At 60.5% G+C, this 23,096-nt stretch carries 24 protein-coding genes; 13 read left to right on the forward strand and 11 right to left on the reverse strand.

Annotated features, from left to right (window positions below):
* The first annotated feature begins 140 nt into the window (after positions 1-140).
* The 3 genes from eno to ispD all read left to right on the forward strand — a co-directional run bounded on the left by eno (position 141) and on the right by ispD (position 2,585).
* A complete protein-coding gene (gene eno / locus FPT15_RS13855; RefSeq protein ID WP_106577156.1) occupies positions 141-1,430 on the forward strand; it encodes a phosphopyruvate hydratase in 1,290 nt (429 codons plus the stop codon).
* A gap of 172 nt (positions 1,431-1,602) precedes the next feature.
* The gene (gene ftsB / locus FPT15_RS13860) at positions 1,603-1,881 is read left to right on the forward strand and encodes a cell division protein FtsB (RefSeq protein WP_017137157.1); all 279 of its coding nucleotides are present in this window, start codon (positions 1,603-1,605) and stop codon (positions 1,879-1,881) included.
* The gene (ispD, locus tag FPT15_RS13865; protein ID WP_145161893.1) at positions 1,878-2,585 is read left to right on the forward strand and encodes a 2-C-methyl-D-erythritol 4-phosphate cytidylyltransferase; all 708 of its coding nucleotides are present in this window, start codon (positions 1,878-1,880) and stop codon (positions 2,583-2,585) included. Before ftsB ends, ispD begins: the two co-directional genes overlap by 4 nt.
* A 110-nt stretch (positions 2,586-2,695) precedes the next feature.
* On the opposite strand, the gene FPT15_RS13870 is transcribed toward ispD, so the two are convergent.
* The gene (locus tag FPT15_RS13870) at positions 2,696-3,592 is read right to left on the reverse strand and encodes a LysR substrate-binding domain-containing protein (protein WP_145161896.1); all 897 of its coding nucleotides are present in this window, start codon (positions 3,590-3,592) and stop codon (positions 2,696-2,698) included.
* A 109-nt stretch (positions 3,593-3,701) separates the two neighbouring features.
* On the opposite strand from FPT15_RS13870, the gene FPT15_RS13875 reads away from it, so the two are divergent.
* From FPT15_RS13875 to rpoS, 8 genes are all read left to right on the forward strand, one after another.
* Positions 3,702-4,814 (forward strand): S-(hydroxymethyl)glutathione dehydrogenase/class III alcohol dehydrogenase, encoded by a 1,113-nt coding sequence (locus FPT15_RS13875; protein WP_025855143.1) that lies wholly within the window; start codon positions 3,702-3,704, stop codon positions 4,812-4,814.
* An 89-nt stretch (positions 4,815-4,903) separates the two neighbouring features.
* Positions 4,904-5,749, forward strand: coding sequence for an S-formylglutathione hydrolase (fghA, locus tag FPT15_RS13880; RefSeq protein WP_145161899.1), 846 nt, complete (start codon positions 4,904-4,906; stop codon positions 5,747-5,749).
* Positions 5,750-5,803: 54 nt separating this feature from the next.
* On the forward strand, positions 5,804-6,277 hold the full coding sequence (gene ispF / locus FPT15_RS13885; protein ID WP_122724671.1) for a 2-C-methyl-D-erythritol 2,4-cyclodiphosphate synthase: 474 nt from the start codon (positions 5,804-5,806) through the stop codon (positions 6,275-6,277).
* Complete coding sequence (gene truD / locus FPT15_RS13890) at positions 6,274-7,332, forward strand: tRNA pseudouridine(13) synthase TruD (RefSeq protein ID WP_145161902.1); 1,059 nt, start codon at positions 6,274-6,276, stop codon at positions 7,330-7,332. The genes ispF and truD overlap by 4 nt, the downstream gene beginning before the upstream one ends.
* Positions 7,320-8,069: a 5'/3'-nucleotidase SurE gene (gene surE / locus FPT15_RS13895; protein ID WP_145161904.1), complete on the forward strand. Its 750-nt coding sequence runs from the start codon at positions 7,320-7,322 to the stop codon at positions 8,067-8,069. Before truD ends, surE begins: the two co-directional genes overlap by 13 nt.
* Before the next feature lie 41 nt (positions 8,070-8,110).
* On the forward strand, positions 8,111-8,746 hold the full coding sequence (locus FPT15_RS13900; RefSeq protein WP_169850588.1) for a protein-L-isoaspartate(D-aspartate) O-methyltransferase: 636 nt from the start codon (positions 8,111-8,113) through the stop codon (positions 8,744-8,746).
* Between the two features lie 209 nt (positions 8,747-8,955).
* A complete protein-coding gene (locus tag FPT15_RS13905; RefSeq protein ID WP_145161907.1) occupies positions 8,956-9,792 on the forward strand; it encodes a peptidoglycan DD-metalloendopeptidase family protein in 837 nt (278 codons plus the stop codon).
* A 106-nt stretch (positions 9,793-9,898) separates the two neighbouring features.
* Entirely contained in the window at positions 9,899-10,909 is a 1,011-nt protein-coding gene (gene rpoS / locus FPT15_RS13910; protein WP_016974430.1) for an RNA polymerase sigma factor RpoS, read from the forward strand.
* A gap of 206 nt (positions 10,910-11,115) precedes the next feature.
* On the opposite strand, the gene FPT15_RS13915 is transcribed toward rpoS, so the two are convergent.
* Entirely contained in the window at positions 11,116-11,325 is a 210-nt protein-coding gene (locus FPT15_RS13915) for a cold-shock protein (protein ID WP_002554837.1), read from the reverse strand.
* 389 nt (positions 11,326-11,714) lie between these two features.
* On the opposite strand from FPT15_RS13915, the gene dcd reads away from it, so the two are divergent.
* Both dcd and FPT15_RS13925 read left to right on the forward strand, forming a co-directional pair.
* Positions 11,715-12,281: a dCTP deaminase gene (dcd, locus tag FPT15_RS13920; RefSeq protein WP_106577147.1), complete on the forward strand. Its 567-nt coding sequence runs from the start codon at positions 11,715-11,717 to the stop codon at positions 12,279-12,281.
* A 107-nt stretch (positions 12,282-12,388) separates the two neighbouring features.
* Entirely contained in the window at positions 12,389-12,589 is a 201-nt protein-coding gene (locus FPT15_RS13925) for a hypothetical protein (protein WP_106577146.1), read from the forward strand.
* A 30-nt stretch (positions 12,590-12,619) separates the two neighbouring features.
* Here FPT15_RS13925 and pdeM read toward each other — a convergent pair whose 3' ends face one another.
* The 9 genes from pdeM to FPT15_RS13970 all read right to left on the reverse strand — a co-directional run bounded on the left by pdeM (position 12,620) and on the right by FPT15_RS13970 (position 22,935).
* Entirely contained in the window at positions 12,620-13,270 is a 651-nt protein-coding gene (gene pdeM / locus FPT15_RS13930; RefSeq protein ID WP_145161910.1) for a ligase-associated DNA damage response endonuclease PdeM, read from the reverse strand.
* Entirely contained in the window at positions 13,270-15,750 is a 2,481-nt protein-coding gene (locus FPT15_RS13935) for a ligase-associated DNA damage response DEXH box helicase (RefSeq protein WP_145161913.1), read from the reverse strand. Before FPT15_RS13935 ends, pdeM begins: the two co-directional genes overlap by 1 nt.
* Positions 15,751-15,807: 57 nt before the next feature.
* A complete protein-coding gene (locus FPT15_RS13940) occupies positions 15,808-16,572 on the reverse strand; it encodes an ABC transporter ATP-binding protein (RefSeq protein WP_106577143.1) in 765 nt (254 codons plus the stop codon).
* A gap of 13 nt (positions 16,573-16,585) precedes the next feature.
* Positions 16,586-17,704, reverse strand: a complete 1,119-nt coding sequence (locus FPT15_RS13945; protein WP_145161915.1) for a succinylglutamate desuccinylase/aspartoacylase family protein — start codon at positions 17,702-17,704, stop codon at positions 16,586-16,588.
* Positions 17,705-17,713: 9 nt separating this feature from the next.
* On the reverse strand, positions 17,714-18,424 hold the full coding sequence (locus tag FPT15_RS13950) for an ABC transporter permease (RefSeq protein ID WP_145161917.1): 711 nt from the start codon (positions 18,422-18,424) through the stop codon (positions 17,714-17,716).
* On the reverse strand, positions 18,421-19,149 hold the full coding sequence (locus FPT15_RS13955) for an ABC transporter permease (protein WP_106577140.1): 729 nt from the start codon (positions 19,147-19,149) through the stop codon (positions 18,421-18,423). The genes FPT15_RS13950 and FPT15_RS13955 overlap by 4 nt, the downstream gene beginning before the upstream one ends.
* 59 nt (positions 19,150-19,208) lie before the next feature.
* On the reverse strand, positions 19,209-19,988 hold the full coding sequence (locus FPT15_RS13960; protein WP_106577139.1) for a transporter substrate-binding domain-containing protein: 780 nt from the start codon (positions 19,986-19,988) through the stop codon (positions 19,209-19,211).
* 311 nt (positions 19,989-20,299) lie between these two features.
* On the reverse strand, positions 20,300-21,934 hold the full coding sequence (locus tag FPT15_RS13965) for an ATP-dependent DNA ligase (protein WP_145161919.1): 1,635 nt from the start codon (positions 21,932-21,934) through the stop codon (positions 20,300-20,302).
* Entirely contained in the window at positions 21,931-22,935 is a 1,005-nt protein-coding gene (locus FPT15_RS13970) for a ligase-associated DNA damage response exonuclease (protein WP_145161921.1), read from the reverse strand. The genes FPT15_RS13965 and FPT15_RS13970 overlap by 4 nt, the downstream gene beginning before the upstream one ends.
* Between the last annotated feature and the right edge of the window lie 161 nt (positions 22,936-23,096).

Here is a 23,096-nt window from a genome sequence, read left to right on the forward strand (position 1 = left end):
GACTTTCCCTCGCTTTACGCTCAGGCCTGCGGGCCTGAGCCTTGTCGCCTGCAAGCCTGCCCCGTTGTTCCACCCTTGCGGTCGGTCAAAAGATTTCCTTCAGCTGCGTCGTTTTCGTCAACTTTGGAGTGTTTACAACAATGGCAAAAATCGTCGACATCAAAGGTCGTGAAGTTCTCGACTCCCGTGGCAACCCTACCGTCGAAGCCGACGTGCTCCTCGATAATGGCATCATCGGCAGCGCCTGCGCGCCGTCCGGTGCTTCCACAGGTTCCCGCGAAGCACTGGAACTGCGTGATGGCGACAAGAGCCGTTACCTGGGCAAGGGTGTACTCAAGGCTGTAGCCAACATCAACGGCCCGATCCGTGACCTGTTGCTGGGCAAGGACCCGCTGGACCAGAAAGCCCTGGACCACGCGATGATCAAGCTAGACGGCACCGAAAACAAAGGCAGCCTGGGCGCCAACGCCATCCTCGCCGTGTCCCTGGCCGCTGCCAAGGCTGCTGCACAGGACCAGGACCTGCCGCTGTACGCACACATCGCCAACCTGAACGGCACCCCGGGTGTTTACTCGATGCCGGTGCCGATGATGAACATCATCAACGGTGGCGAGCACGCTGATAACAACGTCGACATCCAGGAATTCATGGTGCAGCCGGTTGGCGCCAAGACCTTCTCCGAAGGCCTGCGCATGGGCACCGAGATTTTCCACCACCTCAAAGCTGTGCTGAAGGCCCGTGGCCTGAGCACTGCCGTGGGTGACGAAGGTGGTTTCGCACCAAACCTGGCGTCCAACGAAGATGCACTCAAAGTGATCTCCGAAGCCGTGGCCAATGCGGGCTACAAGCTGGGCACCGACGTGACCCTGGCCTTGGACTGCGCCGCCAGCGAGTTCTACGAAGACGGCAAGTACAACCTGTCCGGTGAAGGCCACGTGTTCACCTCCGAAGGTTTTGCCGACTACCTCAAAGGCCTGACCGAACGCTACCCGATCATCTCCATCGAAGACGGCCTGGACGAGTCCGACTGGGCTGGCTGGAAAGTCCTCACCGACAAGATCGGCGAAAAAATCCAACTGGTCGGCGACGACCTGTTCGTGACCAACACCAAGATCCTGAAAGAAGGCATCGACAAAAAGATCGCCAACTCGATCCTGATCAAGTTCAACCAGATCGGCACCCTGACCGAAACCCTGGAAGCCATCCAGATGGCCAAGGCTGCGGGCTACACCGCCGTGATCTCTCACCGCTCCGGCGAAACCGAAGACTCGACCATTGCCGACCTGGCCGTGGGCACCTCGGCTGGGCAGATCAAGACCGGTTCCCTGTGCCGTTCGGACCGCGTTTCCAAGTACAACCAATTGCTGCGTATCGAAGAGCAATTGGCAGGTAAAGCCAAGTACAACGGTCGCAGCGAGTTTCGCGGCTGATTGTTAAATGGTAAAAGGTCAGCGGATTACGTCGGAAAAATCACGACAGCGTGAATTTCGACGCTAATCTCATGGCTAACAAGCACAAGCCTGGTTCATCCAGGCTTCGTGCTATCAGTTGCTTCAAAAGTTTTGCATGGCTGTCTTTTTTTTACTGGATACCCGGATTTCGATGCGCAGTCCCAATTGGTTGTTCCTCGTCTTGCTCTTGTTGCTGGCTGGCCTGCAGTACCGCCTATGGGTGGGTAATGGCAGCTTTGCGCAGGTGAAAGAGTTGACCCAGCAAATTGCCGACCAGCACGCCGAGAACGAACGCCTGCTGGAGCGCAACCGCGTCCTCGATGCCGAAGTGCTTGAGTTGAAAAAAGGCACAGAGACCGTTGAAGAACGGGCGCGTCATGAGCTGGGCATGGTGAAAGAGGGCGAAACCCTCTACCAGTTGGCCCAATGAGTAGTGTGTTACCGGCCTTCTGGGCCGTGATTCCTGCCGCGGGCGTTGGTGCCCGTATGGCTGCGGACCGTCCCAAGCAATACTTGCAATTGGGCGGGCGCACAATTCTCGAACACAGCCTCGGCTGTTTTCTCGACCATCCAGGCCTCAAGGGGCTGGTAGTCAGTTTGGCTGTCGATGACCCTTATTGGCCGAACCTGCCTTGCGCCAATGACCCACGCATCGTGCGTGCGGACGGCGGTGACGAGCGCTCGGGTTCGGTACTCAATGCGTTGCTGCAACTCAATGCGCTGGGGGCCAGCGATGATGATTGGGTGCTGGTGCATGACGCCGCGCGGCCTAACCTCTGCCGTGATGACCTCGACAACCTGTTGTCAGAACTGTCGGATGATCCCGTCGGCGGGCTGCTGGCCGTGCCCGCTCGCGACACGCTCAAGCGTGTCGACAAGCACGCACGTGTGGTCGAAACCGTCGACCGCAGCCTGATCTGGCAAGCCTATACGCCGCAGATGTTTCGCCTCGGTGCCTTGCATCGAGCGTTGGCTGATAGCTTGGTGGCTGACGCCGTCATCACCGACGAAGCCTCGGCGATGGAATGGTCCGGCCAGGCGCCGCGCTTGGTTGAAGGGCGTTCGGACAATATCAAGGTGACCCGGCCGGAAGACCTGGAGTGGTTGCGGTTGCGGTGGGCGAACCGCAGGTAGTCAGTTAAGCCGCGTCGATTTCATCGCAGGCAAGCCAACTTCCACAGTTGAAACGCGATCAGCTGTGGGAGCCGTGCTTGCCCGTGATGAGGCCAGGCAGGCGCTCCAAATTATTCGCTGTACTCCGGCCGCTCAGCCAACCCCTCCTTCAAGAAATCCACCAGCTTTCTGACCTTCGGCGATAAATGCCGCTGCTGTGGATACAGCGCCCACACCGCCGTGTTCGGCGGCTGATGCGCCTCCAGCAACGACACCAGCGCGCCAGTGTGCAAATGCTCCAGCACGTAATAGTCCGGCAACTGGCACAGCCCAACCCCTTGCAACGCCGCATCCAGCACTGCTTGCCCACTGTTGCAGCGCCAGTTTCCCTGCACCCGCTGGGAAAATTCGCGCCCGTCCTGGGCCAGTTGCCAGATATCCGAGCTGCCGATCAGGCAGTTATGCCGAGTTAATTCCGACAGACTGTGTGGCCGACCATACCGCGCCAGGTAGGAAGGTGACGCGCACAGGTACATGCGCCGCGGGGCCAGGCGACTGGCGACCATGCGCGAGTCTTGCAGGCGGCCCAGGCGGATCGCCAGGTCGAGGCCTTCATGCACCAGGTCCAGCTGGCGATTGCTCAACTCGATATCCACGCGCAATTGCGGGTAGAGGCCCATGAATCGTGTGACCAGCGGCACGATAAAGCGCTCGCCGTAAGCCACCGCGCAGGTCATGCGCAACATGCCCTTGGGTTCACTCGTGAGGTCGCCGACGGCGCGCAATGCTTCTTCGCGACCGTCCTGCAAGCGTTGGCAGTGTTGCAGGAAGGTCTGGCCGGCTTCGGTCAGCGTCACCTTGCGCGTGCTGCGATAGAGCAACCGGGTTTGCAGCCGTTCTTCCAGGCGCGCCACCTGCCGGCTGATGTGCGACGAAGACACGCCAAGTCGCTCGGCCGCCGCGGTGAATTGGCTGCACTCGGCCACCGCAACAAACTCGTCGATGCCTTCCCAGCGGTTCTCCAGCATGTTGATTGTCCCTGTACAGCAATAAAGTTTTGCTTTCGCTCGGATTATTAATCAATGGGCCCTGTTTTACACTCAGCGCTTCAGTTTTTAATTTCCTGGAGAAACCCGGATGATCAAGTCCCGCGCCGCTGTAGCCTTCGAAGCGAAAAAGCCCCTTGAGATCGTCGAAGTCGATGTCGCTATGCCTAAGGCCGGCGAGGTGCTGCTGCGGGTGGTCGCGTCCGGCGTGTGCCATACCGATGCGTACACGTTGTCGGGCGCCGACCCGGAAGGCATCTTTCCGTCGATCCTCGGCCATGAAGGTGGCGCGGTGGTTGAAGCGATCGGCGAGGGCGTGACTTCGGTGGCCGTCGGCGACCACGTGATCCCGCTGTACACGCCGGAATGCGGCAAGTGCAAGTTCTGCCTGTCGGGCAAGACCAACTTGTGCCAGGCCATTCGGTCCACTCAGGGCAAAGGCCTGATGCCGGATGGCACCACACGTTTTTCCTACAAGGGCCAGCCGATTTTCCACTACATGGGTACCTCGACCTTCTCCGAGTACACCGTGTTGCCGGAAATCTCCGTGGCAAAAATCCCTAAAGAAGCGCCGTTGGAAAAGGTCTGCCTGCTCGGCTGCGGCGTCACCACCGGCATCGGTGCGGTGATCAACACTGCCAAGGTCAAGCCGGGCGATACCGTGGCGATCTTCGGCCTCGGCGGTATCGGCCTGTCGGCCGTGATCGGCGCAGTGAAGGCCAAGGCGGGTCGCATCATCGCCATCGACATCAACCCGGCCAAGTTCGAAATCGCCAAGCAACTGGGCGCCACCGACTGCATCAACCCGAAAGACTACGACCGCCCCATCCAGGACGTGATCGTCGACTTGACCGACGGCGGCGTGGACTTTTCCTTCGAGTGCATCGGCAATGTGCAACTGATGCGCGCGGCCCTCGAGTGCTGCCACAAGGGTTGGGGCGAATCGGTGATCATTGGTGTGGCCGGCGCTGGCCAGGAAATCGCCACCCGCCCATTTCAGCTGGTGACCGGGCGCGTCTGGCGCGGTTCGGCGTTCGGCGGCGTGCGTGGCCGTACCGAATTGCCAAGCTACGTGGAAATGGCCCAGACCGGCGAGATCCCGCTGGACACGTTTATCACCCATACCATGGGCCTGGAAGACATCAACAAAGCGTTTGACCTGATGCATGAAGGCAAGAGCATTCGTACCGTCATTCACTTTTGAAGCAGCTGCAAGTTGCACGCTATAGGCTGCAAAAGGGTGAACGCCCGCCTGCAGCCTGAAGTTTGCCGCTTGCCGCTGGGAGCATTCCCATGACCCTGGAAAATATCTCCTGCCAAAAGAGTTTTGGCGGCTGGCATAAACGTTACAAACACAGCTCCCACGTGCTCGGGTGCGACATGACCTTTGCTGTCTACCTGCCGCCGCAAGCGGAGCAGGGCGGCAAGCTGCCGGTGGTGTACTGGCTGTCCGGCTTGACCTGCACCGACGAAAACTTCATGCAAAAGGCCGGTGCCCAGCGTGTGGCTGCCGAGCTGGGGTTGATCATCGTTGCTCCGGACACCAGCCCGCGTGGGCCCGGCGTGCCGGGCGACCCTGACAACGCCTGGGATTTTGGCCTGGGGGCCGGCTTCTACCTGAATGCCACGCAGGAACCTTGGGCCAAGCACTATCGGATGCATGACTACGTGGTGCAGGAATTGCCTGCGCTGGTTGAAGCGCATTTCCCTGCATCGGCAAAGCGCGGCATCAGCGGCCACTCCATGGGCGGCCACGGTGCGTTGGTGTGTGCCTTGCGCAACCCCGGGCGTTATCAGTCGGTGTCGGCGTTTTCGCCGATCAACAACCCGATGGATTGCCCGTGGGGTCAGAAGGCCTTCTCGCGTTATTTGGGCGAAGAACGCTCGAAATGGCGTGAATGGGACGCCTGCGCGCTGATCAGCGAGGCCACGCAAAAGCTGCCATTGCTGGTGGATCAGGGCGACCGCGACGATTTCCTCGCCGTGCAACTCAAGCCCGAAGCCCTGCAGCAAGCGGCCAAGGCGGCCAACCATCCGCTCGAACTGCGCCTGCAACCCGGCTACGACCACAGCTACTTCTTTATCGCCAGCTTCATCGAAGATCATTTGCGACATCATGGGCGTGCTTTGCTCGGTTAATGTGAGGCAAAAGTAGGTAGAATCACGCCCTGAATTAAATCGGGGCGTTTTTTTATGCGTATTGGCCACGGCTACGATGTGCACCGTTTCGCTGAAGGCGATTTCATCACCTTGGGCGGCGTACGCATTGCACACCACCATGGGTTGCTCGCTCATTCCGACGGCGACGTTGTATTGCACGCCTTGAGCGATGCCTTGCTCGGCGCAGCGGCGTTGGGCGATATCGGCAAGCACTTTCCAGACACCGACCCTACCTTCAAGGGGGCGGACAGCCGCGTCCTGCTGCGCCATGTGGTCGGCCTGATCCACGCCAAGGGCTGGAAGGTCGGGAATGTCGACAACACCATCGTCGCCCAGGCACCGAAAATGTCCCCGCATATCGAATCGATGCGCGCACTGATTGCCGCGGATCTGCAAATTGAATTGGATCAAGTCAACGTGAAAGCCACCACCACCGAAAAACTCGGGTTTACCGGACGGGAAGAGGGCATCGCGGTGCACTCCGTTGCCTTGTTGCTGCGCGCATGAATGACTTGCAACTGTTGGGCCCGCGGGCCTACGGCGAGGCTTTGGGCAGCGCGGTATTAAAAGCGACGGCTGAAGATTTCCAGGTAGACGAAGTGCTGGATATTCCGCTGACCGGCGACGGCGAGCACCTGTGGCTGTGGGTCGAAAAGCGCGGTTTGAATACCGAAGAAGCCGCGCGGCGCATTGCCAAGGCCGCCGGCGTGCCGCTGCGCACCGTCAGCTATGCCGGGCTCAAGGATCGCCAGGCGTTGACGCGCCAGTGGTTCAGCGTGCAGCTGCCGGGCAAGGCCGACCCGGACATGAGCGGTGCGCAGAACGACACCCTCAAAATCCTCAAAATGGCCCGTCACAAACGCAAGCTGCAGCGTGGCGCGCATTCGGCCAACGGCTTTACCCTGCGCCTGACCCAATTGGCTGGCGACACCGCCGCCATCGACGCGCGTTTGCAGCAGATTGCCCAGCACGGCATCCCCAACTACTTCGGCGCCCAACGCTTCGGCCACAACGGCGGCAACGTGGCGGACGCGCGTGAATGGGCGGCCCGCAAGGCCCTGCCGGAGCAGCGCAATGTGCGCTCGCGGTTGCTGTCTACCGCGCGTAGTTTTCTCTTCAATAAAGTCCTGGCGGCACGTGTGGCAGACGGCTCCTGGCAGCGCGCCCAGGTTGGCGACTTGCTGGCGTTTACTGACAGCCGCAGTTTTTTCCCGGCGGGTGAGGCTGAATGCAGCGACCCGCGCCTGGCGATTCTGGACCTGCACCCGACAGGGCCGCAGTGGGGCGAAGGCGATTCGCCGGCGTCGGGGGCAACCTTCGCGCTGGAGCAGGCAATCGCCGCCGGTGAAGCCGACCTGCGCGATTGGCTGGTGAATGCCGGCATGAGCCAGGAACGTCGCATTCTGCGACTGCCCATTGGCGGGTTGACGTGGCATTATCCCTCGCTGGACATTCTGCAACTGGAATTCGTCCTGCCGGCCGGATGCTTCGCCACTGTCTTGGTGCGCGAGCTTGTTGATCTGGTGCCGGTGGGGCAGACGGACAGCCCATGCGTATTCTGATATCAAACGATGACGGTGCCACCGCACCCGGCCTTGCCGCGCTTTATGCTGCGCTGGAAGATTACGCCGAGTGTGTGGTGGTTGCCCCGGACCAGGACAAGAGCGGCGCCAGCAGTTCGCTGACGCTCGACCGTCCGTTGCACCCGCAGGTTCTGGCCAATGGCTTTATCAGCGTGAACGGTACGCCCACCGATTGCGTGCACCTGGCGATCAACAGCTTGTTGGCGCAGGAGCCGGACCTGGTGGTGTCGGGCATCAACCTCGGCGCCAACCTGGGCGATGACGTGCTGTATTCGGGTACGGTGGCGGCGGCGCTTGAAGGGCGTTTCCTGGGCCGCACCTCGTTCGCCTTTTCCTTTGCCTCGCGGCAACTGGACAACCTGGCGACGGCGGCGTATTTCGCTCGCAAGCTGGTGGAGGCCCACGGGTCCCTGGACCTGCCGCCGCGCACAGTGCTCAACGTCAACATCCCTAACTTGCCCCTCGACCATATTCGCGGCATCCAACTGACGCGCCTGGGCCATCGCGCCCGTGCGGCGGCGCCCCTGAAAGTGGTCGATCCGCGCGGCAAGGAAGGTTATTGGATTGCGGCAGCCGGCGACGCCGAGGACGGTGGCCCGGGCACAGACTTTCATGCGGTGATGCAAGGTTATGTATCGATTACCCCGTTGCAGCTTGATCGCACTTTCAGTGATGCCTTCAGTAGTCTCGATGGCTGGCTCGAGGGGCTGCGTTGATGGCGCGTGAACAAGACGACCTGCTGCGCCGTGGCATCGGGATGACCTCACAGCGTACGCGCGAGCGTTTGATCCAGCGCCTGTACGAAGAAGGGCTGTCGAACGCCCAGGTGCTGGAAGTCATCCGGCGCACACCACGCCACCTGTTTGTCGACGAAGCCCTGGCGCATCGGGCTTATGAAGACACCGCATTGCCCATCGGCCACAACCAGACCATTTCGCAGCCTTATATGGTCGCGCGCATGAGTGAGCTGTTGCTGGCAGCGGGGCCGTTGGACAAGGTGCTGGAGATCGGCACCGGGTCGGGTTACCAGACTGCCGTGCTGTCGCAACTGGTGGAGCGGGTGTTCTCGGTGGAGCGCATCAAGGTCCTGCAGGACCGCGCCAAGGAGCGCCTGGTGGAGCTCAACCTGCGTAACGTGGTGTTTCGCTGGGGCGATGGCTGGGAAGGCTGGCCGGCGCTGGCGCCGTATAACGGCATCATCGTTACCGCCGTTGCTACCGATGTACCGCAGGCCTTGCTGGATCAACTGGCACCTGGCGGGCGGTTGGTTATCCCGGTGGGCTCCGGCGAAGTGCAACAATTGATGCTCATTATTCGGGAAGACGAAGGCTTTTCCCGGCACGTACTGGGCGCCGTGCGCTTTGTACCGTTGCTCAATGGCCCGCTGGCCTGATCATTTATTCGCAAACAGTGAATTCTGTGGATGGGGATGTGTCTTACAGCGGGGCTCATAGAGTCAACATGATGGGAAGCCGGGTTTAAACATGATGAATTTTTCGTTTCAGTCGTGTGCCGGTAAAAATCCAATGCCCAGTTATACTTGCGTCATATTTCAAGCCTGATACAGGCGTTCATGTTCAGCCACCACAAAGGGAGCGGCGGGTGAGTCTCACAGGTCCTGCGCAGCGTATGAGTAAAACAAGCTTTCAGCGACTGGTGCTTGGCCTTGTCTTGAGTTCCTTATTGGCGGCCTGTTCGAGCACGCCATCGAGCGGTGCGCGGGTGGTTGACCGCAATAAAGCAGCGCCGCAAAAACCGACGGTCACCACCGGGCAGTATGTAGTGCGAAAGGGGGACACGATGTTCTCGATCGCCTTCCGTTATGGCTGGGATTACAAGGCGCTCGCAGCTCGTAACAATATTCCTGTGCCCTATACGATACATCCAGGTCAGACCATTCGTTTCGATGGGCGCACCGGTTCAACGCCTACGACAGTTGTGACAAATTCCGGATCTTCGCCATCGTCTTCGAGTAAAACCACGATCATTACCCGGCCTGCAGGCACCGCCGCGCCTAGCGTTGCGAGCAAACCGGCGCCTGCGCCGTTGCCGCCTGCAGGGCCTGCCCCGACCGGTTGGGGATGGCCTTCAAACGGGGTGTTAATTGGAAAATTCTCTTCAAACGGTAGTTTGAATAAAGGCATTGATATCGCCGGGGATTTGGGACAGCCTGTTTTAGCTGCGTCTGATGGGACAGTGGTGTACGCCGGGAGTGGTTTGCGGGGCTACGGCGAACTGGTCATCATCAAACACAGCGATACCTACGTCAGTGCTTACGGTCATAACCGCAGGCTGTTGGTTCGGGAGGGGCAGCAAGTCAAAGTCGGACAGACAATTGCCGAAATGGGGTCAACTGGTACAGACCGGGTGAAACTGCACTTTGAGATTCGCCGCCAAGGGAAACCTGTAGATCCGCTGCAATTCCTTCCCCGTCGTTGATGTGTTGCACAGCCTGTTCCCTCACGTAGAAGGAACAGGCTCCAGCGTTGCCAAGGATAGAGGCGTCGCTTGAGCTTGAGGTCGAACTCACCAAAGGACTATAACAATGGCTCTCAGTAAAGAAGCGCCGGAGTTTGACATCGACGATGAGGTTCTCCTTGAAATGGAGATACTCACCGAAAAGGAATCGATGTCGAATGATGAAGGGTCTGCTACACCTTCAGTTCGCACCAAATCCAAGAACTCCACCGCGTTAAAGCAACACAAGTACATTGACTACACGCGGGCGCTCGACGCAACGCAGTTGTACCTCAATGAAATCGGCTTTTCCCCTCTGCTCACTCCCGAAGAAGAAGTCCATTTTGCGCGCTTGTCGCAAAAAGGCGATCCGGCTGGGCGCAAACGCATGATTGAAAGTAACTTGCGCCTGGTGGTGAAAATCGCCCGACGCTACGTCAATCGTGGGCTGTCGCTGTTGGACCTGATCGAGGAGGGCAACCTGGGCTTGATCCGGGCGGTGGAGAAGTTCGACCCTGAGCGGGGCTTCCGCTTTTCGACCTATGCCACTTGGTGGATTCGTCAGACCATCGAACGGGCGATCATGAATCAGACCCGCACGATCCGGTTGCCGATCCATGTGGTCAAGGAGCTCAACGTCTACCTGCGGGCGGCGCGTGAGCTGACACAAAAACTCGATCATGAACCTTCGCCTGAAGAGATCGCCAACCTGCTGGAAAAGCCGGTAGGCGAGGTTAAGCGCATGCTCGGCCTGAACGAGCGCGTGTCTTCGGTCGATGTCTCGCTGGGTCCGGATTCGGATAAAACCCTGCTGGACACCCTGACGGATGATCGTCCGACGGATCCTTGCGAACTGTTGCAGGACGATGATCTTTCCCAAAGCATTGACCAGTGGCTGTCTGAGCTCACGGACAAGCAGCGTGAAGTGGTGATTCGCCGCTTCGGCCTGCGCGGCCATGAGAGCAGTACCCTGGAGGACGTAGGCCTGGAGATCGGTCTGACTCGTGAGCGGGTGCGGCAGATCCAGGTAGAGGGCCTCAAGCGCTTGCGTGAGATCCTGGAGAAGAATGGCTTGTCGAGTGAGTCGTTGTTCCAATAAACGACGCGGGACTAAGTGTGGGAGCGGGCTTGCTCGCGAATGCGGAGTGTCAGTCGACAGATGTGCCGACTTATCCATCGCATTCGCGAGCAAGCCCGCTCCCACATTTTTTTGTGCCCGGCATTACGTCTGCGTGAGGGTCAAATTACGGGCATAAAAAAACCCCGCTTTTGAGGGCGGGGTTTTTTCGACTAAGTCAGTACAAGTTAGATAACTTGAACTTCTTCAGCTTGCATGCCTTTCTGACCGCGGGTAGCGATGAAAGAAACCTGTTGGCCTTCTTTCAGGCTTTTGAAGCCGTCGGATTGGATAGCTTTGAAGTGAACGAACAGGTCGTCACCGGATTGTGGAGTGATGAAGCCGAAGCCTTTTTCATCGTTGAACCACTTAACGGTACCAGTTTGGCGATTAGACATGGTGTATCTCCTTGGACAAAGTTAACTGCGACTCAGGAAAAGCCCTGGCCGAGACTGAGTGCAAAGAGCAGGAAAAATTCTTGGAGATGGTTGGATCGAAATTCAACATATCGTGTAGAGATTCTCAGTGACACAAGCAGCACAGTGGCGCCACCTTAACCCTTTTTCCGGAACGTGCCAATGGTATTTCCGAAGGTTTCTCTATTTTCGTGACTGGCGGTGGTATTTACAGTCACAGGGGACCGCACTATAGGCCCCGGCCCTGTTGGCTGCGACTTGCAGCAGCCGGTGCATTCATCAAGAAAAGCCCCGCGCCCTTTGAACCCCGCAGCCGGCCCCGGTAAGATGCCCAACAGAATTTTTCCACCTCGCTATTCAGGACACCCGCCATGAGCATCAAATCGGACAAGTGGATTCGCCGCATGGCGCAAGAGCACGGCATGATCGAACCGTTCGTTGAACGCCAGATCCGTGGCGCCGGCGACGCTCCGGTGATTTCGTACGGTGTTTCCAGCTATGGCTACGACGTGCGTTGCGCCGATGAATTCAAGGTGTTCACCAATATCAACTCGGCGATCGTCGACCCGAAGAACTTCGACGAGAAGAGCTTCGTCGACGTCAAGAGCGACGTGTGCATCATCCCGCCAAACTCCTTCGCCCTGGCGCGCACCGTGGAGTTTTTCCGCATCCCGCGTGACGTGCTGACCATCTGCTTGGGTAAAAGCACCTACGCGCGCTGCGGCATTATCGTCAACGTGACGCCGCTCGAGCCCGAGTGGGAAGGTCACGTGACCCTGGAGTTCTCCAACACCACCACGTTGCCGGCCAAGATCTACGCCAATGAAGGCGTGGCACAGATGCTGTTCCTGCAGTCCGACGAGGCTTGTGAAGTGTCCTACAAGGACCGTGCAGGCAAGTATCAGGGCCAGCGTGGCGTCACACTCCCACGCGCTTGATCGAAAGGTCTTACACGTTAAGGGAATTAGTCTGCGGGAAGTGACTCTATTGGGTGTACTGCCTCGGTGCGTGCAAAACGCGCCGAGCCACGCTTGAGGAGTACTTTATGAAGATCGACCCGCGAATCAGCGCCGAACTCGCCCGGCTTGAACCCAACCAGATTGGTGTTCTGGCCTGGTCCCTGATGGCCGACCCTGCGTATGCAGGCGGCATCCCTGGTCAACCTGATCAAGATTGGCCGCAACCGCCCACCGAGCCTGGTGAACCGACGCTCCCCGATGAGCCGCCACCCGCGCCTGTCGCCTGATCGTTCAGGGCAGGAGACATGGCCGGTTCTTCAGCACACCGGCCATACGTCCTCATCGCCGATCACAAAGATCTGCCGATCATCGCGCTGTTCCACTGAATAACCCCCGGTAAAGGCGCCAAACGCCGGCAGCAGGCTGATCTGCGACCCGAGCTGAAAGCACGGCAGGCGCAAGCTCTGCCGGCCCCTGCCGCGCAATCGATAGACCGGGTGCACATGCCCCGCCAGTACATGGTGGCTGGCATGCGCGTCCGGTTCGTGTTGCAGGGCGAACGGCCCCATCAGCAAAGGCTCCGGCACCACCTCGATGCCCAAGTCGGCCGGTGGGTCACCTGCGCGTTTATCGTGATTGCCGCGAATCAGCGTCAGGCTCAGGTCGCGATTGCGCTCACGCCAGGCTCTCAAGGCGCTCAGCGTGCCGCTGGCGTGAGAGCCGGGGCCGTGCAGGAAGTCACCGAGAAAGATCACCTGCCCGCACGGCAAGGCCGATAACAGCCGGTCCAGGCGTTGCAGGTTTTCAGTCGTGGTGCCCTGGGGCACGGGTTGCCCAAGGCTGCGGTAGGCGGAGGCCTTGCCAAAATGCACGTCGGCAATCAGCAGGCACCGACGTGATGGCCAGTACACTGCCTTTTCCGCCAGCAGCCACAGCTCTTCTCCCTCAAGCATTACCGAACAGTGCATCAGCGTTTCCCGTTATCTGCGACTTTTTCCAGGTCCTTGACCATCCGTGCAATGCGCTCCGAGAGTTTCTCCGAACTCATGCTCTCGCGCATCCGCTCAACCAGCAGTGGGAAGGCCAGCGGTGTAGGCCGTTCGATCAGGTGCAGGTCCAGTTTCAGCGCGGCCAGATGGCGCAATGTCTGTTCCAGCCGACGAATATCCAACTCATCACGTAGGACTTCTTCCCCCGCCTGGGTCAGCAGCAGGTTCTGCGGGTCATATTGCTTGAACACTTCAAAAAACAACCCGCTGGAGGCCTGAACCTGCCGCGTGCTTTTTGGCGCACCGGGGTAACCCGCGAACACCAGCCCGGCGATGCGCGCGATCTCGCGAAAACGCCTGAGGGCCAGCTCCCCGGCATTCAGGCTGGCTATAACGTCGGTCAGCAAATTTTGCGGACTCAACAACGCTTCGTTCAGCAGCAATGGCCAATCCACCGGCGTGGCGCTCAACAGCTCCAGCCCGTAATCATTCACCGCAATCGAAAAGGTCACCGGCTGCTGTTGGCTGACCCGCCACGCCAGCAGGCTGGCCAGGCCCAGATGCACTTGGCGTCCGGCGAAGGGGTAAAGAAACACGTGCCATCCCTCCCGCGACTTCAGGGCTTCGGCCAGCAAATGCGTGCGCGTCGGCAGGCCCGACCAGCGCAACTGGGTTTGCAGCAAAGGCTGTACCGCCTGCATTTCCGGGCCGTCAAAATGCCCATGCGCCGCCGCATCAAAACGCTCGACCACCGCCTGCGCCAGCTCGTTGGAAAGCGGCATGCGCCCGCCATTCCAACGCGGCACGGCGGCTCTTTTCGCAGTGCTGCGACGCACGTAAGCAGTCATGTTTTCCACGCGCACCAGCTCCAGCAAACGCCCGGCAAACAGGAAACCATCACCGGGTTTGAGCCGTGCGATAAAGCCTTCCTCGACACTGCCCAGGTTCTTGCCACCGCCGCCCTTGCTCCAGAATTTCAGTTGGATACTCGCATCACTGACGATGGTGCCTACGCTCATGCGATGGCGCCGCGCCAGGCGTGCATCCGGCACGCGCCACACGCCGTGCTCATCGGGCTCCACGCGGCGGTAATCCGGGTAAGCCGTCAGCGACAATCCGCCATGGCGCACAAAACCCAACGCCCATGCCCAGTCGGCTTGCGTGAGGTCACGGTAAGCCCAGGCCCCGCGCACTTCCGCCAGCAGCGCGTCCGGCGTAAAGCCTCCGCCCAGCGCCATGCTCACCAAATGCTGTACGAGCACGTCCAGCGGCTTGTAAGGCGATTCACGGGCTTCGATGCGCCGTTGGGCGATCGCGTCCTGGGCGGCGGCTGCTTCCACCAGCTCCAGGCTGTGGGTCGGCACCAGCGTCACCTGGGACGGCCGCCCTGGCGCGTGGCCGGAACGTCCGGCACGCTGCATCAAGCGCGCCACGCCTTTGGCCGAGCCGATTTGCAGCACGCGCTCTACCGGCAGAAAATCCACGCCCAAGTCCAGGCTGGAGGTGCACACCACCGCTTTGAGCTGGCCGTCTTTCAAGGCTCGCTCCACCCAGTCGCGCGTTTCGCGCGAGAGTGAGCCGTGGTGCAGCGCGATCACGCCCGCCCAATCCGGGCGCGCCTCGAGCAACGCCTGGTACCAGATCTCCGACTGCGCCCGCGTATTGGTGAACACCAGGCAACTGCTGCTGGAGTCAACTTCGGCGACGACTTGCGGCAACATCTTCAAACCAATATGCCCGGCCCAGGGAAAACGCTCGGTGGTAGGCGGTAACAAGGTATCGACCTGCAGCGTTTTGGCCGTTTGCCCCTGCACGTTGATCCCGCCACCTTGTGGGACCAAAACCTCCAGTGCGTGAGCCTGATTACCCAGCGTCGCCGAAATTCCCCACACCATCAGTTCCGGATGCCAACGCCGCAAGCGCGCCAGCGCCAGTTGCAGCTGCACGCCACGCTTGTTGCCGATCAGTTCATGCCATTCATCCACGATGACCATGCGCAAGTGCGCCAGGCTCGATTCACTGTCGGCACGCGCCAGCATCAACGTAAGACTTTCCGGCGTGGTAACCAGCGCGGTGGGCTGGCGGCGGGTTTGGCGTGCGCGTTCGCTGCTGCTGGTATCGCCGGTGCGCAGGCCGACGCTCCAGGGAATCTGCAGGGCCGCCAGCGGCGCTTCAAGGGCGCGTGCAGTGTCGGCGGCCAGCGCGCGCATGGGTGTAATCCACAGCACCGTCAGCGGCTCAGCCGGCGGTTTGCGTTTGCCGGTGGCGGGCGGGCGAGTGATGGCGAAACGGTTGAGGGCGGCAAACCACAGTGCATAGGTTTTACCCGCGCCGGTGCTGGCATGCAGCAAGCCTGACTGACCCTGCTTGACCGCCGCCCATACCGCTTTCTGAAAGGCGAACGGTTTCCAGCCCTTGGCGGCAAACCAGTGTTTTGCGAAGTCGAGGGGTTTTGCCATGGATGGGCTGACGCTCTGGAGGCTCTCATTCAGAGACCCTCCAGGCGCCGCAAAGGTTTACTTCAAATTGCCGCTCAAAAACTGCTGCAGGCGCTCGCTCTTCGGATTGCCCAGCACATCCGCAGGCGCACCTTGCTCTTCCACCAGGCCCTTGTGCAGGAACAGCACCTGGCTCGACACCTTGCGCGCAAAGCTCATTTCGTGGGTGACCATGATCATGGTGCGGCCTTCCTCGGCCAGCCCCTGGATCACCTTCAAAACTTCACCGACCAGCTCCGGGTCGAGGGCCGAGGTCGGCTCGTCGAACAGCATCACCTCCGGCTCCATGGCCAGGGCGCGGGCGATGGCCACCCGTTGCTGTTGGCCACCAGACAAAAACGCCGGGTATTGATCGGCCACGCGCGCCGGCAAGCCGACTTTGTCGAGGTAGCGACGGGCGCGGTCTTCGGCGTCCTTCTTGCTGCAACCCAGCACCCGGCGCGGCGCCATGGTGATGTTCTCCAGTACGCTCATGTGGCTCCACAGGTTGAAATGCTGGAACACCATCGCCAGCCGTGTGCGCAGGCGTTGCAGCTCGGCGTCGTCGGCCACGCGCATGCCGTGGCGGTCGCTGACCATGCGGATTTGCTGGCCGTCGAGGGTCATCGCGCCGTCGTTGGGGGTTTCCAGAAAGTTGATGCAGCGCAAAAACGTGCTTTTGCCCGAACCGCTGGCGCCGATCAAACTGATCACATCACCGGTCTTGGCCTTGAGCGAGACACCTTTGAGCACTTCATTGTCGCCATAGCTTTTATGCAGGCCTTCAACGGTCAATTTGTACATGGGGCGTGCATCCTCAAGGCGAAAGTAGGTAGCCGCTGCGGTAGGCTTCATGGCCTGCGACATGGCTGATCACCATGCCGGCCGTGGCCATGCGCCGCAGCGAACGGGCGTAAAGCAGGCCGGCGCTTTTACAGAGCACGGGCGTTACGCGGTCAGTAAGGGGGTCGATGATTTCGGCGATCAATTGCCCGGCTTCCAGGTATTCACCGGGCAGGGCGCTGAAGACCAGCAAACCGCCAACGGGCGTGGTCACAGGCTCGACGCCCGCCAGTGGGGTGGCCGGGTAGGGTAATGGGGGCAGTGGCGCCGCGATGCCTTCAATCGCGCCGAAGTGGATCAGGTAGTCGATGATCGCCTGGCAGTCGAGGCGGGCCAGGCCGTGGTTGACGTCGCCCTGGCCGCGCAGCTCGACGGTCACCGAAAAGCTGCCCATGGGAATCGGGAAGCGCTCGCCAAAGCGTTGCTGCAACTGCCACCACACCAGGGTGAAACATTCATCGAAGGACTGCCCGCCGGAATCGGTGGCAAGCAAGTTGGCTTCCGAGCCGATGTAGCGTGCCAGCGGCTCCACCTGCGGCCAGGCTTCGGGCGTGGTGTACAAGTGCGCCACGGCTTCGAAGTCGCAATGCAGGTCAAGCACCATGTCGGCATCGCAGGCCAGGCGTTGCAGCACCAGGCGTTGGGATTGCAACTGGGTGTCGGCCGCTTGCCGGGCGAGGGCATTGGACAGCGCGGCACGGATCAAACGGGCGTTGTGCTGCGCGTCATCCCCCAGCAAATACTCGACCTGGTTACCCACCTCTTCACTGAGGTCGACAAACCGGCGGTTGAAATTCTGTCCGCTTTCCAGCTCGTAGCGGCCCAGCGGAATATCCATCAACACTTGCTCCAGGCCCACCGGGTTGGCAATTGGCACCAACACGATTTCGCTGCGCAGCCTGCCGGCCGCCGCCAACTCGGCGAGACGGGCCTTGAGGTGCCAGGCCACCAGCATGCCCGGCAGTTCGTCGGCATGCAGCGATGACTGGATGTAGACCTTGCCTTCAGCCTGTTCCGGGCCGAAGTGGAAACTGTGAATCTGCCGCGCCGTGCCTGGCACCGGCGCGATCAGATCATGTACCTGATGACGCATGACGACTCCTTAATGGCTCGGCCCGAGAAAGGCCAGCCAACGGCGCTCCGCCAGACGAAACAGCCCGACCAGCGCAAAGGTCACGGTCAGGTAGATCAGCGCAGCGATGCCGAATGATTGAAAGGTCATGTACGTGGCCGAGTTGGCGTCCCGGGCCACCTTGAGAATGTCCGGCACCGTCGCGGTGAATGCCACGGTGGTCGAGTGAAGCATCAGGATCACTTCATTGCTGTAGTACGGCAACGAGCGGCGCAGCGCCGACGGCATGATCACATAGGCATAGAGCTTCCAGCCGCTCAGGCCGTAAGCCTTGGCTGCCTCGACTTCGCCATGCGCCATGCTGCGGATCGCCCCGGCGAAAATCTCGGTGGTGTAGGCGCAGGTGTTCAGGGCGAAGGCCAGGATGGTGCAGTTCATCGCATCCCGAAAGAACGCGTCCAGCACCGGTTGCGCCCTTACGGCCGCAATGCTGTAGATCCCGGTGTAGCAGATCAGCAGCTGGATATAGAGCGGCGTGCCACGAAACAGGTAGGTGTAAAACTGCACCGGCCAGCGGATGTAGCGTTTGCGCGACACGCGGGCGATGGACAGCGGGATCGACACCACAAAGCCAATCACCAGCGCCGCGCTGAGCAGCCACAGGGTCATTGCCAGCCCGGTGATGTGCTGGCCGTCGCTATAAAGGAAGGGGCGCCAGTATTGCTGCAGAAGTTCGATCATCGCACGGCCTCCCGGGACCCAGCGGAGTAGCGGCGCTCAAGCCAGCGCAGGACGACATTGGACGCGCTGGTGATCAGCAGGTAGATCAACGCGGCGATGACCAGGAAGTAAAACAGTTGGTAGGTGCTCTTGCCGGCGTCTTGAGCGGCCTTGACCAGGTCCGCCAGGCCGATAATCGACACCAGCGCCGTGGCCTTGAGCATCACCATCCAGTTGTTGCCGATGCCCGGCAGGGCAAAGCGCATCATCTGCGGGAAGGTCACGAAGCGAAACCGCTGCCCGCGCGTGAGCCCGTAGGCGGTCGCCGCTTCCAGCTGGCCCCGCGGCACGGCGAGGATCGCACCGCGAAAGGTCTCGGTGAAGTAGGCACCGTAGATGAAGCCCAGGGTGATAACCCCTGCGCTGAATGGGTCGATCTCGATGTAGTCCCATTCCATGAAGTCGGTAAAACCGGTCAGCCAGATTTGCAGGCTGTAGAAAATCAGCAGCATCAGCACCAGGTCGGGCACGCCGCGAATCAAGGTGGTGTAGAGCTGGGCGGGGACGCGGATCAGGCTGACGCTGGACAGTTTCGCGCTGGCGCCGAGCAAGCCGAGCAGGACGCTGACGGCCAGGGAGGCGACCGACAGTTTCACGGTCATCCACGTACCTTGCAGCAACAGCGGGCCGAACCCCTTCAAACTGAAGGCACTCAGCCCCAGGGTTTGCAAAAGATCTTCAAACATGAATTCAGGACCTATGGCGATAAAAAAGCGCCCACCTCAACCAGGTGGGCGCCAGGGTGTTATTTACCGCTGTACAGGTTCAGATCGCCGAAGTGTTTCTTCTGGATGGTGGCGTAGGTGCCATCATCGTGTAACGCTTTGATACCTTTATCGAGCAAGGCCTTGAGGTCTTTGTTACCTTTTTTGATACCGACCGCCGTTTTGGATGGCAGCAATGGGTCGTCGATGGCCTTGCTGACTTCGTAGTCAGCGCCTGCCGGCGACTTCAAAAAGCCCAGCTCGGCTTGCAGCATGTCTTGCACCGAAGCGTCGAGACGACCGGACGTCAGGTCGGCATACACCTGGTCCTGGTTGGCGTAGGCCTTGGTGGTCACACCGGCTTTGTCCAGCACGGCCTTGGCGTAGGCTTCCTGGATGGTGCCTTGCTCGTAGCCCACGGTTTTGCCCTTGAGGGACTCAGGCGTGGAGAAGTTCGCGCCTTTTTTGAACACCAGGGACGTCGGGCCGGAGAACAGCTCGTTGGAGAAGTCGATCGCCTTCTCACGGGCTTCGGTCACGGTCATCGAGGAAATCACGCCGTCGAACTTGTTGGCGTTCAGGCCTGGAATCATGCCGTCGAAGTCACTTTCAACCCACTTGCACTTGACCTTCAGCTCGGCGCAGATCGCATTGCCCAGGTCGATATCGAAGCCTACCAGGCTGCCGTCAGCGGCTTTGGATTCGAACGGCGCGTAGGAAGGATCGACACCAAAACGCAATTCCTTGTATTCCTTGGCTGTGGCAACACCAGCAGCCATGCACAGAGCCAGTGCAGAAAGGGTCAGCAATGCTTTTTTCATTATGTAATCCCTGGAAACCAAGATAAGCGCTTGTGGCGCGTTTAGGACTGTTACTGAACGGTGTCAGACGGATCACAAGTAGCAATTTCTGCACCATAGTTCCGAATGACTGTTTTAAAAGGTGGGATAAGGGAGTTGAGAGTGTAGGAGATGCCCGAAAATGGGCATTGATTTTTCAGTGCACCATTTTGGATCTTGACGCGAATCAGACGTGGGAGCGGGCTTGCTCGCGAATGCGGCGGGTCAGTCAATTCATCTGTCACTGGTCCACCGTATTCGCGAGCAAGCCCGCTCCCACATGAGGATGTATTTCAGGTCAGGAGGTCCTGCAGCGTGGCCAGGTTGTCCGCCTCATCCACCGCCTTATCCTGGCGCCACCGCAGCATTCTGGGAAACCGCACCGCAATCCCGCTCTTGTGGCGCTTGGACAGGGCAATGCCCTCAAAGCCCAGCTCAAACACCATGCTCGGCGTCACACTGCTCACCGGCCCGAATTTCTCCACCGTGGTTTTGCGCACAATCGCGTCGACCTTGCGCATTTCCTCGTCGGTCAGGCCTGAATACGCCTTCGCGAACGGCACCAGCGTGCGTTCGGTGCCGGGCGGGCCATCCCACACCGCAAAGGTGTAGTCGCTATACAGGCTGGCGCGGCGCCCATGGCCACGTTGGGCGTAGATCAACACCGCGTCGACGCTGAACGGGTCGACTTTCCATTTCCACCACACGCCCATGTCCTTGGTGCGGCCCACGCCGTACAGGCCGTCCTTGGCCTTGAGCATCATGCCTTCCACGCCCAACTGGCGAGACGCCTCGCGTTGCTGCGCGAGGTCTGCCCAAGAGGTCCCCGTCAGCGAAGGAGATGGCAGCAGCACAGGCTGGTTGCACTGGGCAATCACCTGCTCGAGCTGGGTGCGGCGTTCGGCCTGGGTGTGATTGCGCCAATCGTCGCCCTCGAACTCCAGCAGGTCGTAGGCGAGGACGGCGACCGGTGCATCTTCAAGCACCTTTTTGCTCAAGGTCTTGCGGCCGATACGCTGTTGCAGCAGCGCAAAGGGTTGCACTGCGTCCTTCCACACCACGATTTCGCCGTCGATCACCGTGCCATCCGGCAGGCCGCTGACCAGGCTGTGCAGTTCGGGAAAACGCTCGGTGACCAGCTCCTCGCCCCGCGACCAGACCCACAGCCGGCCTTCACGCTTGACCAGCTGCGCGCGAATGCCGTCCCACTTCCATTCCACCTGCCAGTCGGCGGGAGAGCCGAGCAGGGCGTCGAATTGCTCCACCGGCTGCGACAACCCATGGGCCAGAAAAAACGGATACGGCTGCCCGCCGCGTTGCGCGTGTTCGTCGGACGATTCGGCAGCAATCAGCTTGAGGTAGCCTTCAGGCGTAGGGCGATTGGACAGGTCGGTGTAGCCCACCAGGCGTTGCGCCACGCGCTTGCTGTCGAGGTCGGCCATCGCGGCGAGGGCGCGGGTGACCAGCAGTTTGGACACGCCGACGCGAAAGCTGCCGGTGATCAATTTGATACAGACCATCAGGCTCGGCTGATCCAGCTGGGCCCACAGTGCGGGCAGGCGTTCGGCGAGTTCCAGAGGCGGCAAACCCCGCAGGGGCAGCAGCTTTTCTTCGAGCCACACCGCCAGGCCATCTTCCGAGGTGTAGGTGGATTCGGGTAACAGCAGGGAAATGGTTTCGGCCAAATCGCCGACCGACTGGTAGCTCTCTTCAAATAACCACGGTTCGATACCTGAGGCTTCGGTGGCCATGTCGCGCAGCAGGCGCGTGGGCACCAGTTGCCGAGGCCGCCCGCCGGACAGGAAATACACCGCCCACGCTGCATCGTCGGGCGGGGCTTGGCGAAAGTACGCCTGCAACGCGGCGAGCTTGGCATTGCTGGACGTGGTGGCGTCGAGGTTGGCGTACAACTCGGCGAAGGCTTTCATGCGCTGGCCTCCTCTTCGTCATCGCCGTATTCGGTGGTGAAGCCCTGGGCATCCAGGCCTTTTTCCCGCAGGTGACGCACCAGAACGCCGACAGAACCGTGGGTGACCATCACCCGCTCGGCGCCGGTTTGCTCGATGGCCCACAACAGCCCCGGCCAATCGGCGTGGTCCGAGAGCACAAAGCCACGGTCCACACCGCGCCGCCGCCGCGTGCCGCGCAGGCGCATCCAGCCGCTGGCGAACGCGTCGCTGTAGTCGCCGAAACGCTTGATCCAACTGCTTCCGCCTGCGGACGGCGGGGCGATGATCAGTGCTTGGCGCAGCAACGGGTCGGTCTTTTTGAAGTCGCCGGCGTAGAGGGTTTCGGGGATGTAGATGCCGGCTTCGCGGTACACGCGGTTCAAGGGTTCGACCGCGCCATGGCTGAGGATCGGGCCAATGCTGGCGTCGATGCCATGCAGGATGCGCTGGGCCTTGCCGAACGAATAACAGAACAACACGCTGGCCTTGCCGGCGGCGATGTTGGCCTGCCACCAGTCATTGATCCCGGCGAAGATCTGCGCCTGGGGCTGCCAGCGGTAGATCGGCAGGCCGAACGTGGATTCGGTAATAAAGGTGTGGCAACGCACCGGTTCGAAGGGCGCGCAGGTGCCGTCGGGCTCGACTTTGTAGTCGCCGGAGGCGACCCAGACTTCGCCCTGGTATTCCAGCCGCACCTGGGCTGAACCCAGCACGTGCCCGGCAGGGTGAAAACTCAGGGTCACGCCGTGGTGCACGAGTTTTTCGCCATAGGCCAGGGTTTGCAGATTGATGTCCTGGCCCAGGCGCGAGCGCAAGATGCCTTCACCGGGCGCAGCGGCCAGGTAGTGCTCGTTGCCGGTGCGGGCGTGGTCGCCGTGTGCGTGGGTGATGACCGAGCGTTCCACCGGCCGCCATGGGTCGATGTAAAAATCTCCGGCGGGGCAGTAGAGGCCTTCGGGCCGGGCGATGACAAGGTCCATGGGCGTGCCGGGGCAATGGGCTTATCAAATAGGAGGAGGGGCACAGCGCAGAAGTTCTATCGGAATGCATGCAGTCCAACTGTGGGAGCGGGTTTGCTCGCGAAGGCGTCGTGTCAGTCACCGAATAGTTGGCTGAACCACCGCCTTCGCGAGCAAGCCCG

Origin of the sequence: Pseudomonas sp. RGB, assembly GCF_007713445.1 — a bacterium.
Lineage (GTDB): Bacteria > Pseudomonadota > Gammaproteobacteria > Pseudomonadales > Pseudomonadaceae > Aquipseudomonas.